This is a genomic window from Massilia sp. (genome assembly GCF_032106685.1).
GTDB lineage: Bacteria > Pseudomonadota > Gammaproteobacteria > Burkholderiales > Burkholderiaceae_D > Telluria.
The window spans coordinates 66,154-78,851 of record NZ_DAMCPG010000015.1; the positions used below are offsets into that span (position 1 = coordinate 66,154).

At 67.2% G+C, this 12,698-nt stretch carries 9 protein-coding genes; 3 read left to right on the forward strand and 6 right to left on the reverse strand.

Annotated elements, in window-relative coordinates:
* Nucleotides 1-70 precede the first annotated feature (70 nt).
* Entirely contained in the window at nucleotides 71-2,041 is a 1,971-nt protein-coding gene (locus RT688_RS10945) for an aminotransferase class V-fold PLP-dependent enzyme (RefSeq protein WP_313704911.1), read from the reverse strand.
* Between the two features lie 138 nt (nucleotides 2,042-2,179).
* Between RT688_RS10945 and RT688_RS10950 the strand changes: the two genes are divergently transcribed.
* From RT688_RS10950 to RT688_RS10960, 3 genes are all read left to right on the forward strand, one after another.
* Nucleotides 2,180-2,665, forward strand: a complete 486-nt coding sequence (locus RT688_RS10950; protein WP_313704912.1) for an Lrp/AsnC family transcriptional regulator — start codon at nucleotides 2,180-2,182, stop codon at nucleotides 2,663-2,665.
* 91 nt (nucleotides 2,666-2,756) lie between these two features.
* Nucleotides 2,757-3,890 (forward strand): branched-chain amino acid ABC transporter substrate-binding protein, encoded by a 1,134-nt coding sequence (locus RT688_RS10955; protein ID WP_313704913.1) that lies wholly within the window; start codon nucleotides 2,757-2,759, stop codon nucleotides 3,888-3,890.
* A gap of 12 nt (nucleotides 3,891-3,902) precedes the next feature.
* Nucleotides 3,903-5,714 (forward strand): DUF885 domain-containing protein, encoded by a 1,812-nt coding sequence (locus tag RT688_RS10960; RefSeq protein WP_313704914.1) that lies wholly within the window; start codon nucleotides 3,903-3,905, stop codon nucleotides 5,712-5,714.
* Nucleotides 5,715-5,943: 229 nt separating this feature from the next.
* Here the strand turns inward: RT688_RS10960 and RT688_RS10965 are convergent, their stop codons facing one another.
* The 5 genes from RT688_RS10965 to RT688_RS10985 form a co-directional block, all read right to left on the reverse strand.
* Nucleotides 5,944-7,638 (reverse strand): PQQ-dependent sugar dehydrogenase, encoded by a 1,695-nt coding sequence (locus RT688_RS10965; protein WP_313704915.1) that lies wholly within the window; start codon nucleotides 7,636-7,638, stop codon nucleotides 5,944-5,946.
* 109 nt (nucleotides 7,639-7,747) lie between these two features.
* Nucleotides 7,748-9,436: a M14 family zinc carboxypeptidase gene (locus tag RT688_RS10970; protein WP_313704916.1), complete on the reverse strand. Its 1,689-nt coding sequence runs from the start codon at nucleotides 9,434-9,436 to the stop codon at nucleotides 7,748-7,750.
* Nucleotides 9,437-9,468: 32 nt separating this feature from the next.
* On the reverse strand, nucleotides 9,469-10,980 hold the full coding sequence (locus RT688_RS10975; RefSeq protein WP_313704917.1) for an ATP-binding protein: 1,512 nt from the start codon (nucleotides 10,978-10,980) through the stop codon (nucleotides 9,469-9,471).
* Nucleotides 10,977-11,852 (reverse strand): hypothetical protein, encoded by an 876-nt coding sequence (locus RT688_RS10980; protein ID WP_313704918.1) that lies wholly within the window; start codon nucleotides 11,850-11,852, stop codon nucleotides 10,977-10,979. Before RT688_RS10980 ends, RT688_RS10975 begins: the two co-directional genes overlap by 4 nt.
* 27 nt (nucleotides 11,853-11,879) lie before the next feature.
* Nucleotides 11,880-12,524 carry a response regulator transcription factor gene (locus tag RT688_RS10985; protein ID WP_313704919.1) on the reverse strand — a complete coding sequence of 215 codons (645 nt, stop codon included), beginning with the start codon at nucleotides 12,522-12,524 and terminating at the stop codon, nucleotides 11,880-11,882.
* Nucleotides 12,525-12,698: the final 174 nt, after the last annotated feature.

The window sequence follows — 12,698 nt, forward strand, 5'->3', positions numbered from 1 at the left end:
GGGCAGCCTCGCTGCCCAGGCGGTGATGGGCAGTGTGCGATTTACCACGCGATATGGGTATGCGCTACGACTACCCGGCGCGGTTCAAGGCCAAGCCGCCGGCCAGGTGCCAGACCTGCCCGCGCCCCAGTCCTTGCAGGACTTGCACCGCCTTCAGGCTGCGGTTCCCGCTGCGGCAGAAGAACACCAGCGGCCGCGCTTCGCCGCGCAGCCAGAAGGCATACTCGGCCAGCCGCGACAGCGGCAAATTGTAGGCTGCGCGCCCGAGCAGCGTCGGCGTGCCGGCCGCGTGCTCGCAGGCTTCGCGCACGTCGATCAGGAGCGTGTCCGGGTGCTCCTCGAAGAAGCGCGCCAGCTGCGCGCCCTGCAGCGTGGCCGTGTCCTGCGCCGCCGGAGCCGGCGCGCGGATGCCGGCCGGCGCGCACACCACCGCCTGCGCCTGCGTCTGCGCGGGAGCGGCGCCGAACGCCAGCCGTACCTGGCGCACCACGCCGTCTTCCAGGCTGCCGAGCAGGTAGCCGGGCTGGCCCGGGCGCCGCACCAGCATCTCGCGGCCCAGGCGGATCGCCTCGGCCGGCGCGCCGTCCTCCATGCGCACCGCATCGCAGTAGGCCGGCCAGCCGCCGACGTCAAACCGCGCGCGCAGGGCGCTGACGGCTTCCTCCTCAAGCCCGGTGCCGAGCACCGCGCGCAGGCGGTAACCGTGCTGGCGCAGCATTGCCGCCACGCGCTCGGCCAGGCCTGGGCCCAGGTCGATCGCCACGCACTCGCGCCGGTCCGGATCGAACACCAGCCAGCCCTCGTCGCCGACGAACTGGTAGACCCCGGCGCGTCCGCCACCGCAGCGCGAGGCGGACAACACCGGCTTACGCAAGGCTTCGCCGCAGCGCGCGATGCGCCGGCAGGCCTCGTCGATGAATGCGGCATCGAACAGCGGCCCGAACGACAGGCGCACCGCGTTGGCGCAGCGCCAGTCGGACAAACCCATCGCCTGCAGCACGTAACTGGGCGCGGATTTCGCCGCCGAACAGGCCGAGCCCGCGCTGACGCGGACGCCGGCGGCGTCGAACAGGTCGAGCAGTTCCTTGCTGGTCCAGCCGGGCACGGCGAAGTTCAGGGTGGTCGGCAGCGCGTGCTCGAAGGGCGCATTGAATTCGATCGCCGGGAAAGCCTCGCGCAGCGCGCCCGCCAGCCGCTCGCGCGCCGCCAGCATGTCGGCGTGCGAGCGGAAAGTGCCGCCCTCTTCCAGCGCCCGCAGCACGGCGCCGAACGCGGCGATGCCTCCCATGTTCTCGGTACCCGAGCGCTGTCCGGCTTCCTGGCCGCCGCCGCAGACCAGCGGCGTAAAGGGCGCGCCGGCGCGCACGTAGAGCAGGCCGATGCCCTTCGGCGCATACAGTTTGTGGCCCGAGAAGGGCGCGTAGTCGATGCGCGTGCGGTCCAGTAGCAAGGGCAGCTTGCCCAGCGCCTGCACGCAGTCGACCATCCACAACGCGGGGCTGTCCGTCTCTTCGAGCACGGCCGCGATGCCGTCCAGGTCGGACACCACGCCGCTCTCGTTGTTGGCCGCCATCGTGCACAGGAAGGCGGTGCGCGGCGCCAGTTCGCGCAGCAGGTCGAGCCGGTGGCGGCCGCTGGCGTCGACCGGCAACGCCTGCAGGGTCAAGCCGGTGCCGAGGATGCGGTTCCAGTGCGCCAGGCTTTCCGGCACCGCCTTGTGCTCGGTGACGCCGTACAGCAGCAGGTCGCCGCAGGGCAGCCCGGCGGCGCGCCGCTCGCGCAGCGCGCACAGGGCCGAGAGCACGGCGGTCTGGATGCCTTCGGTGGCGCCGCTGGTGAACAGCACCCGCCCGATGGCCGCCCCGAGCACGCGGCGCGCACTGGCGCGCGCGGCGTCGAGGATGGCGCGGGCGCGCAGGCCGGCGCCGTGGCTGCTGCTGGGATTGCCGAAATCCTCCTGCAACGCGGCCTGCGCCGCCGCGATGGCGGCCGGCAGGACGGGAGAAGTGGCGTTCGCGTCGAGGTAGATTTCTGCGTCCATAAAAAACTGAAAAATGAGGCAAGGATCGTGTTATTGTTCAGCAATATGTTACGGATATGTGTCGAAGCGCACGTTCTATATTCGTTCCATTTAATCCAAAACTAAGCATGTTTGTTCTCATAGTGAGCTATAAATAGAATGAATTCACTAGACAAATTTGATTGCGCCATCCTCGCGGCGTTGCAGGCAGACGCAACGCTGTCGATCTCGGGCCTGAGCGAAAAAGTGGGCCTGTCCAGCACCCCGTGCTGGAAGCGCGTCAAACGCCTGGAGGAAGAGGGCTACATCGAAAGCCGCGTCACCATCGTCAACCGCCAAAAGGTCGGCCTGCCGGTCACCGTGTTCGTCAGCGTGCGCACGCGGGAGCACGACGAAAAGTGGCTCGAGCGCTTCGCGGCCGCCGTCGTCGCCCTGCCCGAAGTGCTCGAGTTCCACCGCATGAGCGGCGACGTCGACTACCTGCTGAAAGTGGCCACCACCGACATCGAGGGCTACGACCGCTTCTACAAGAAGCTGATCAAGACCGCCCAGCTGACCGGCGTGTCCTCGGCCTTCTCGATGGAGCAGATCAAGTGCAGCACCGCCCTGCCGCTGGAGCTGATCGCGCACGGTTTGCCTGCCTGAGTCTTCCGCTCCTGGAGACATCGCGGGTTTTCGACCTGCGCTTTTTCATGCGATGATGGCGGCCGTTTGGATCAATAACGGAGACAGGCTGATGCCATCGAAAATGAACATGGCGCCGCTGGCGCTGGCCGCGCTGCTGTGCGCTTCCAACACCGCACTGGCGCAGGAACAAGTCGTGAAAATCGGCGTGACCGGCCCGCTGTCGGGCGCCAATGCCTTTGCCGGCAAGGACAACGAGAACGGCGTACGCCTCGCCGTCGAAGACCTGAACGCCCAGAAGATCAAGGTAGCGGGCAAGCTGCTGCGCTTCGAGCTGCAGTCCGAAGACGATGCCGGCGACCCGAAACAGGGCGTGACGGTGGCGCAAAAGCTGGTCGACGGCGGCGTGAAGTTCGTCCTCGGCCCGTACAACTCCGGCGTCGCCATTCCCGCCTCGCGCGTCTACAACGACGCCGGCGCGCTGATGTCCACGGTCGGCACCAATCCGAAGATCACGCAGGCGAACTACAAGACGGTGTTCCGCATCGTCGCCAGCGATTCGCAGGTCGGCGGCTCGATGGCCAGCTACGCCGCGAAGGAACTGAAGGTCAGGAACGTCGGCGTGATCGACGACCGCACCGCCTTCGGCACCGGCGTCGCCACCGAATTCAAGCGCCAGGCGCAGGCCGCCGGCATCAAGGTCGCGGGCCACGAATTCACCAACGACAAGGCGAGCGACTTCGCCGCGATTCTCACCTCGCTGCGCGCGAAGAAGGTCGACGCGATCTTCTTCGGCGGTTATGCGCCGCAAGGGGCGCCGATGGCGCGCCAGATGAAGGCGCTCGGCCTGAACGTGCCGCTGCTCGGCGGCGACACCCTGTGCAGCCCCGAGATGGCCAAGCTCGGCGGCCCGGCCGTCGGCGAGAACGTGCGCTGCGCCCAGGCCGGCGCGATCATCGCCAAGCAGCCGGGCGGCCCGGCCTTCCTGACCAAGTACAAGGCGCGCTTCAAGCGCGACCCGGACGTCTACGCCCCCTCCTTCTACGACCAGACCATGTTCATCGCCGAGGCCATGAAAGCGGCGAACAGCACCGCGCCGGCCGCGGTGGCGCAGCAGCTGCGCACGCTGAGCTACCAGGGCGTGGTCGGCACCTACGGCTACGACGACAAGGGCAACATCAAGAAGACCGCCGTCACCGTCTACACCTTCAAGAACGGCGCCCTGGCGCCACTGGCCAGCTATTAAGGAAACACCCACATGACCCCGTTTTTCAAGCTCGGCGCACTCGCCGCGGCAAGCCTCATCGCCTGCGCGCCGGCACTCGCCGCCGAACAGCCGGCAAGCGCCGCGGCCAGCCAGGCCGCCGTGCATCCGCAGGCCGGCAAGGCCCTCAACCTGCTCGCCGACGCGTACTACGACGCCGTGGCGCGCTTCGATCCGGTGTCCGCCAGCGAGAGCGGCGACAACCGCTTCATCGACCAGATCGGCATGTCGATCGCGCCGGCGGAACGCGCCAAACAGTTTGAACGGTATAAATCGTTCCAGAAGCGCCTGCATGCGATCAAGCGCGACCAGCTGAGCAGCCGCGACCAGACCAGCTACGACATCCTCGACTACGAACTGGCCACCGCGCTGCGCTTCGAGCCCTTCCCCGAGCACCTGTTGCCGATCAACCAGATGGACAGCCTGCCGGTCACGCTGGCGAACTACGCCAGCGGCCAGGGCGCCCAGCCGCTGTCCAGCGTGAAGGATTACCGCGCCTACGCCAGCCGCCTGGACCAGCTCGGCCCCTGGATCGACCAGGCGATCGCCAACATGCGCGAAGGGATCAAGCGCGGCATCGTGCATCCGAAGTCGGTCATGACTTCTGCCCTGCCCCAGTTCCGCCAGCTGGTCGCCAGCTCGCCGGACGCCAGCATCTACTACTCGCCGGTGAAGAGCTTCCCGGCCGGTTTCTCGGACGCCGACAAGCGCAGCCTGACGAAGCTGTATGGCGACATCATCGGCGGCAAACTGAACCCGGCGCTGGCGCGCTTATCCAACTTCCTCGAGAAGGAATACATCCCGGCCGCGCGCACCAGCACCGGCTGGAACGCGCTGCCGAACGGCGCCGACTGGTACAAGGTCCGCGTGGCGAGCCAGACCACGACCAGCCTGACGCCGGACCAGATCCACGAGATCGGCCTGAAGGAAGTCGCGCGCATCCAGGGCGAGTACGGCCGCATCGGTCCGAAGATGGGCTACACGGGTCCTGCCGCCGGCCTGCCGGCCTGGGTCTCGCAGCAGGCGAAATACAAGCCGTTCAAGACCGACCAGGAAGTCATCGACGTCTACCGCAAGCTCGACGCCCAGCTGCGCACCAAGCTGCCGTCGATGTTCAACCTGATGCCGAAGTCGCCGCTCGACCTGCGCCTCGAACCGGAACTGAGCCGCGCCACGGCCTCGGACCACTACACCCCGCCTGCCGTGGACGGCTCGCGCCCGGGCGTGTTCTGGTCGGTCGTGAACGACCCGCGCCAGTACGGCAGCACCGGCATGGTCACGCTCTACCTGCACGAAGGCCAGCCGGGCCACCACTTCCACATCGCCCTGGTGCAGGAACTGGGCCTGCCGAACTTCCGCAAATTCGGCGGCAACAACGCCTTCACCGAAGGCTGGGCGCTGTACGCGGAAACCCTGGGCAAGGACATGGGCTTGTTCGACAAGCCGGAAGATTATTTTGGCCACCTGAACGACGAAATGCTGCGCGCCGCGCGCCTGGTGGTCGACACCGGCATGCACACCAAGGGCTGGACACGCGAACAGGGCATCCAGTACTTCCAGGAGACGCTGGGCTACAGCGAAGCGGATTCGCGCGCGCAGATCGAACGCTACATGGTCTGGCCGGGCCAGGCGCTGGGCTACAAGATCGGTTCGCTGAAGATCCTGGAACTGCGCCGCCGCGCGGAGAGCGCGCTGGGAGCCAGGTTCGACATCCGCAAGTTCCACGACATCGTGCTGGGTGAAGGGACGCTGCCGCTGTCGCTGCTGGAGGCGAAGGTGGATCGGTGGATTGCACAGAGCAAGTAAAAACGCGATGCTTCGCTTCGGACGTTCGACGCAAAGAACGAACGTCCGAAGCGAAAACAAGGCTTGCTCCGCCAGATGCAGTAGCAGTCTGGGTCCTTCCACTGACCCGCTGGGGCAACCGGGGCTGTTGCCTGCCCCGCTATCGGACCATTCAAGCAGCGTGGGCACGGCGTGCCTACGCCGGCCGCGCCCACCCTACGGGATACGTCACGGGTAGCGCGCCAGAGCCTTACTTACCGGGCACGATCCGCCACACCACCCCACCGCCATCATCCACCACCAGCAAGGCCCCATCCGCCGCCACCTCCACGGCCGCCGGACGCCCCCACACATCGCGGTCGCTGAGCACCATGCCGGTCATGAAGTCCTGGTACTGCCCGGTCGGCACGCCGTTCTTCATGAACACGCGCACGACCTTGTAGCCGGTGCGGATGCCGCGGTTCCAGGAACCGTGCAGCGCGACGAAGATGTCGCCCTCGTACTCCGGCGGGAAGGCGTGCTTCGCGCCTTTCGGCGCCTGGTACACGACCATGCCCAGCGGCGCCGAGTGCGACTGGATCAGGGTGTCGGGCACGATGGTCTTGTCCTTCAGGTCCGGGCGAATGCCCTTCAGGCGCGGGTCTTCGTTGGCGCCGATGTAGTACCACGGCCAGCCGTAGAAGCCGCCCTGTTTGACGCGCGTGACGTAGTCCGGCGGCAGGTTGTCGCCGAGTTCGTCGCGCTCGTTCACGCTGCAGAACAGGTCTCCCGTCGTCGGGTGCACGATCATGCCGACGCAGTTGCGCAGGCCGTTCGCATACGCCCGGCGGTGCTTGCCGTCCGCATCAAAAGCCAGCACCGCGGCGCGCTCGGTTTCTTCGCCCCAGGCGGCGCCCACGCCATATTTTGCTTCCCACTGCGCCAGCGGCTGCGGCGGCTGCGGGCCGATGCTGGCGGCGACGTTGGTGGCCGAACCGACCGACAGGAACATGGTCTTGCCGTCCTTCGAGAAGGCGATGGTGCGCGTGACGTGGCCGCCGCTGGTGTCGCTGATCTTCTCGATCACGGTTTCCGGCTCGCCCTTCGCCTTCAGGTCGCCCACGCTGTAGGGGAAGCGCACGACAGAGTTGACGTTGGCGACGTACAGGTACTGCGGCTTGTCGGCCGGCCACAGGGCCATGCCGTAGGGACGCGACAGGCCGGTGGCGTAGACGCTGACCGTGTCGGCCTTCTCGCCGTCTTTCGAACGCAGGACCGTGACCTGGCCCTTGGCGGCTTCCGACAGGATGATGTCGCCGTTCGGCGCGCGCAGCGGCAGGCGCGATTTGCCCAGGCCCTCGGCGTAGATGCCGACCTTGAAGCCTGGCGGGACGGCCGGCATGACGCCCTCCGGACGAGCGGCGAGTTTCGGGCCGTTGCCGGCGCTCTCGCTGGCGTAGGGTTTGACCAGCTCGGTCGGCTTGATGTGGTGCAGGTCGCCCGGTTTGTCATCAAGCGAGGCGCCGGTCTTGTCGGCGGCGGCGCGCTTGCTCGCTACCGCTGCGGCGGGCGCGGCGGCCTTGCCGCTTTGCGTGGCCAGGTAGGCAATCACGGCGGCGCGATGCTTCGCATCGGCGATCCCGATCGGCATCGTCGTGCCGGGGACGTCCTTGTTCGGGTCGCGCAGGAAGACGTCGAGTTCTTCGCGGGTCCAGGTCTTGCCGGCCGCGCCGGCTTTCGACAGGGCGTCGCTGTAGTTGTAGCCGGGGACGGCGCCGGCCTTGCGGCCAATGACGTTATAGAGGCCGGGGCCGGCGCGCGAGGACAGTTTGTTGTCGACGGTGTGGCAGCTGGCGCAGTTCTGGTTGAAGTAGGTTTGGCCGGCGGTGGTTGCCGGGCCTGCGCAGGCGAGGCCGGTCAGGGTGAGGCAGGCGGCGGCGATGGCGGCGTGGGTGGGGTGTCTCATGGTGTTTTTTATCGGTTTGCAGGTGCGTTACCGGAGCGGTTGCGGCGGCGATGGCGGCGCGTATCCCCGCGTGGACACAGCGTGCCCACCCTACGGGACTCGTCGGCGATTAGCCGAGCATGAAGACCGGGTAGCGGCCCCACTCGGGTTCGCGGTATTTCGCGCAGTTGGCGAAGATGAAGTCGAGGACGGCTTCCTGGTTGGACAGCAGCGCAGCGTTCGCGGCCTTCCAGGTGGCGAACTTCGCGGCCAGCTCGGGTTCCTCGTTCAGCAGGCGCTTGGCTTCGTCTTCGAACACGTAGTCGGAATAGGCTTCCTTCTTTTCCAGCACGCTGTTGAAGAAGCCCCAGCGGAAGAAGCTGTCGTGGGCCAGCGGCTCGAGGGTTTCGACGACGTAGCGCGCCCGGTCCTGGTCCAGCGAAACGATGACGTCGCCGGCGCGCAGCAGGACCTGGCCGCGGCGCCGGTCCAGCTGGACGTCGTCGTGGAACATGTGGCCCTCGTAGGCGTTCGGGCGCGAGGCGACCGAGACGATGTGGTAGTAGCCCACCTCTTCCATGCGGTCCTCGGCCACGCGCTCCATTTTCACGCCGTTCAGTTCCAGGCGCTCGATGGCTTCGCGCCAGGCCTGCGGGATGACGTAGGCTTTCGGCGCCGGCACGGTGATGTCGGCGTTGAAGCGGTTGTACCAGGCGATGTCGCGTTCCCAGGGTTTGGAACGGTCGTAGTACAGACGGCTGTAGTCGCCCAGCACGCTAGTCTTGTAGCCGGCCTCGTAGCCCTTGAAACGGAAGCTGCCGGGATTCTGCTCGTCCATCGTCCAGTGGATCGGCCATTCGACGCGGGTGCGGCCCGCCTCTTTCGCGGCGCGGCGCAGCGCCTGGATCTGCGCGGCGTGCTTCACCGTGAAGTCGAGCGCGGTCTCGACCAGGGCGCGCATCGAGTCGTAGCGGTCCTTGAAGGGCTTCAGCATGTGGGTCTCGGGCATGAAACCGATGGTGTGGTGCAGGGCCGCGTAGCCGGTCGAGAAGCGCGCGGTTTCCAGGAAGTCGGCGATGCCGTGGTCCGGGCTGTCCTTGACCGGGTTCACGTACGGACAGGTCGGCCAGCCGCGCGCTTCCATTTGTTCGTACATCGCCGGCAGCATGGTGTCGCGCAGGAAGGCGCCGAGGTCTCCGCCCAGCTTGTCCGGCTGGGTGTGGATCAGGGTCATGGTGTAGCTGTAGTCGGCGCCGTTCGAGGTATGGGTGTCGACCATCACGTCCGGATCCCAGGACGTGAAGAACTTGTTGAAGACCTGGGCCGTCAGGGTGTCGCACTTGACGAAGTCGCGGTTCAGGTCGAGGTGGCGGCTGTTGCCGCGGAAGCCGAACTGCTCCGGGCCGTCCTGGTTCACGCGCGAGGTATTCGCGCGGTTCAGGCTGCCGTCGACGTTGTAGAGCGGGATGAAGATTAATACGGTCTCGCCCAGTGCGGCCAGGCGCGACGGTTGCGTGCAGAAGTCGCGCACCAGCGCCATGCAGCCGTCGACGCCTTCCGGCTCGCCCGGGTGGATGCCGTTGTTGTTGAAGAAGACCGGACGCCCGCTCCCCTTGATCGCCTCGCGGCTGAACACGCCGTCGCTGCTGACCACGCCGGCGTGGATCGGCACGCCCGCATCCGAGGTGCCGATCGCGCCGAAGCGCAGCACGCTCGGGTAGCGGCGCGCCAGCTCTTCGTACCAGGCGATGCAATCGCTCCAGGTGGTGGTCTGGTTCTGGTTGCCCTGTTCGTAGGGCGTCTTCAATTCGTTCGACATGGGGATCCGGCTAGGGTGGTTGGACTAAAACGTTACGATACAGGAGTTGGACTCGTCAGTGGCAAGGTGATCTCGACCGTGGTGCCGCGTCGCGGCGCCGAGCGCACGTCCATCGTACCGTGCAGTGCGTAGACGCGCTCGCGCATGCCGATGATGCCGATGCCCTCCGAGCTGACGGCTGGATCGAAACCCTGGCCGTCGTCCTCGACCACGATCCGCAGCACCTCGTGCGCGTCGTCGAGCGCCAGCGTGACCTCGGCGTTCGACGCCTGCGCGTGCTTCATCACGTTCGACAGCGCTTCCTGCACGATGCGGTAGGCCGAGATCGCCAGCTCGTTGCCGAGGCGAGAAAAATCGCCCTCCGAATGAAAAGCGAAGCGGCAGCCGGAACCGCTGTCGTAGTGGCGCAGCATCTCTTCGACCGCACCGTGCAGGCCGAGCATGTCGAGCACCTCGGGGCGCAGGCGCCGCACCAGGCGCCGGCCGTTGGCGTACAAATCGAGCGCCAGGCGCGTGATGGCTTGCGCCTTGGCGCGGATCTCTTCCACCTCGGCGCTGGCCACGGCCTTCGCGGCCAGCATGCCGATGCTCTGCGCCTCCAGCCGCACCGCGATCAGCGAAGCGTTCAGTTCGTCGTGGATCTCGACCGCGATGCTCTTGCGCTCGTCCTCGATGATGCTGTTCACCTTCTGGATCAGCTTGCGCTTGTCGGCGTCCGCGCGCAGCGCCTCGTTGCGCGATGCGAGCAGGTCCCGGGTGCGGGCCGCCACCTTGTTCTCCAGGTCCTGCTTGGACTGGTCGAGCGCCACCGACATCTCGCCGATCGAGCCCTGCAATTCGCCGACCTCGCCGCCGGTCGTCACCGGCAGCGCGACCCGGAAGTTACCGCCGCGGATTTCGCGCAGGGCGCCGATCGCGTCGCGCAGGGGCAGCGTCAGCGAGCGCGCCAGCACCCAGGCCAGCACGCCGCTGGCGGCCAGCGCCAGCGCGGCGATCGCCACCTCGACCTGGAAGCGGCGCGTCTGCTTGGCCAGCAGGTGCGCCGGCGACATCGTCACCCGCACCGCGCCGACCACCTCGGTGGTCAGCGTCGGCGGGCGCGTGTCGCTCGAGGCCGAGACGTGCGGGATGCCGTTGTCCGAGAACAGGTTGATCCACACCACCTGCTTGCGGATCGGCGCCTCGTAGTAATGCGGCTCGGCGTCGAGCGCCGATTCGGAGGTGACGCGCACCGCGCGCTTGCCGTGCGCGTCGACGACGTCGATCCGGAAGATGCTTTTATCGGACTGGACCAGGCCGTTGATGGTCAGGCGCAGGTCGGTCAGGTTGCCGGAAATGACGTTGTATTCGCTGGTCTCGGCCAGCGCACGCGCCAGGATGCGGCCGCGCTCGGCCAGCTCTTCGGCCACCTGGGCGCGGTGCGCGTACCACGAGTACCACACGAAGGAGGTGAACAGGAACACCACCGGCAGCATGGTGATGAAGGCCATGCGCAGGCCGATGCTCCAGCTGCGCCAGGGCTGCAGGATGCGCCGCAGGTTCATGGCCGCGGCCTTGCGAAGCGGCGCGCCTCCTCGCTCACGTCGATGTCGAGCGAGCGCGCCACGCCCTCGTTGATCGCGGTGCGGAAGTAATGCGGGAACTGCGGCGCCGGCAGCTCGCCGGTGGCCACGAAAGCGGCCGCGACTTCCGCCACCTGGGCATTGATGTCCTCGACTTCGGAATAGGTGGAAGCGAGCGCACCCACCTTCACCATGTCGGCCGAGAAGCCGATCACCGCCTGTTTCCTGCGGTAGGTCGAGAGCAGGATGCTGCGCACGTTCTCGGGCGTGTACACCGCGCTGTCGGGCAGCGCCAGCAAGACCTCGCTGCGCTTGACGCGCGCCAGCAGGTCGTTGACGTCGTCGTCAGGCGCGGCCCGCACCAGGTCGGCCCTGCCCTGCAGGCTGGGGACGTAGAAGGCCGTGTGCCGGCCGATGATGGCCGCGACCCGCGCCGCACGCCGGTACAGCAGCTTAACCAGCTGCAGCTGGTCCGCGGGCGCCGGCTCGGCATACACCGCCGTCATGGCGGCCGCGCGCGCCGGCGGCAGCTTCTCGAGCACTGCGCGCCACACCTGGCTAGACGTGAAGGCCGCGATCACCACGCAGTCGCAGCGGCGCGCGGCGACCTTGCGCAGCGCGTCCGGCCCCACCGCGATGGTGACCATGCGGCGGCGCTGGGCCAGTTCGGTGCGGAAGGCGGCGAAGGTCGGCACCAGGCGCTTGTACAGGTCGTCCGTGATGCGCGCGGTGACGGCGCTGTCGTCGTCGCCGGTGACGATCTCGAAGCGGTAGCCCTGCGTCTTGTCCGGCGCGGCGGCGCTCGACATGCAGGCGGCCAGGCCCAGCGCCAATGCGGCGGCCAGGCGGCGCATCGCTCGCGCGGCGCGGCGCATCGGCGCTTAGGGCTCGATCAGGCCGTACTTCACGGCCAGCCGGGTGATGTGGGCCTGGCGCTCCACGCCCAGCTTTTCCTTGATCGACTGGCTGGTATTGCTGATGGTCTTGGTCGACAGGTTCAAGCGCTCGGCGATCTCGGCGTTGGTGAGGCCTTCGGCCATCAGCTTGAAGATCTCGAGACCGCGCTCGTCGAGCTGCGACTGCGGCGAGACGTCGCCGCGCACCGCGATGCTGGCCAGGCGCTCGGCGATCTGCGGCGGGAAATACAGCTTGCCCGCATGCGCCTGGCGCACGGCCGTGGCCAGGTCTGCCGGATCGCAGTCCTTGGTGACGAAAGCGTGCGCCCCGATGCGGTATGTCTCCTTGATCAGGCTGTCCTGGTCGAACTGGCTCAGGAAGACGACCTTCGCGCGCGGGTCGCTTTTGAGGATGTTTTGCGCGGCGTCCAGGCCGGTCAGCTCGGTGCCGAAGCGGATGTCGAGGATCACCACGTCCGGCTGGCACTCGGCATACAGCGCCACCGCATCGCTCGGCGTGCGCGCCTGCCCCACCACGTCCATGCCCTCGGCCGCCAGCGACATGGCGAAGCCGGTCATCACGATCGGGTGGTCGTCGGCCAGCATCACGCGGATTGCTTTTGTCTGCACGCTACTTCTCCCTGGTGTTTCTTTACATTCGCTTACCAATCCCTGGTAGCTATGTGTGCCAATAAACGGAACATGAATCCTTGAGGGTTGATTATTTCATACAACGGAACGGGTGGCGAGCAGGCGACGCCGGTCGCGATGCGCGGCCCATGCCTTCAGGAAGAGATCGACACG

What these genes read in the sequence shown, in the direction of transcription:
- RT688_RS10945 (WP_313704911.1), bottom strand. Translation starts at nt 2,041, where the DNA reads ATGGACGCAGAAATCTACCTCGACGCGAACGCCACTTCTCCCGTCCTG.
- RT688_RS10950 (WP_313704912.1), top strand. Translation starts at nt 2,180, where the DNA reads ATGAATTCACTAGACAAATTTGATTGCGCCATCCTCGCGGCGTTGCAG.
- RT688_RS10955 (WP_313704913.1), top strand. Translation starts at nt 2,757, where the DNA reads ATGCCATCGAAAATGAACATGGCGCCGCTGGCGCTGGCCGCGCTGCTG.
- RT688_RS10960 (WP_313704914.1), top strand. Translation starts at nt 3,903, where the DNA reads ATGACCCCGTTTTTCAAGCTCGGCGCACTCGCCGCGGCAAGCCTCATC.
- RT688_RS10965 (WP_313704915.1), bottom strand. Translation starts at nt 7,638, where the DNA reads ATGAGACACCCCACCCACGCCGCCATCGCCGCCGCCTGCCTCACCCTG.
- RT688_RS10970 (WP_313704916.1), bottom strand. Translation starts at nt 9,436, where the DNA reads ATGTCGAACGAATTGAAGACGCCCTACGAACAGGGCAACCAGAACCAG.
- RT688_RS10975 (WP_313704917.1), bottom strand. Translation starts at nt 10,980, where the DNA reads ATGAACCTGCGGCGCATCCTGCAGCCCTGGCGCAGCTGGAGCATCGGC.
- RT688_RS10980 (WP_313704918.1), bottom strand. Translation starts at nt 11,852, where the DNA reads ATGCGCCGCCTGGCCGCCGCATTGGCGCTGGGCCTGGCCGCCTGCATG.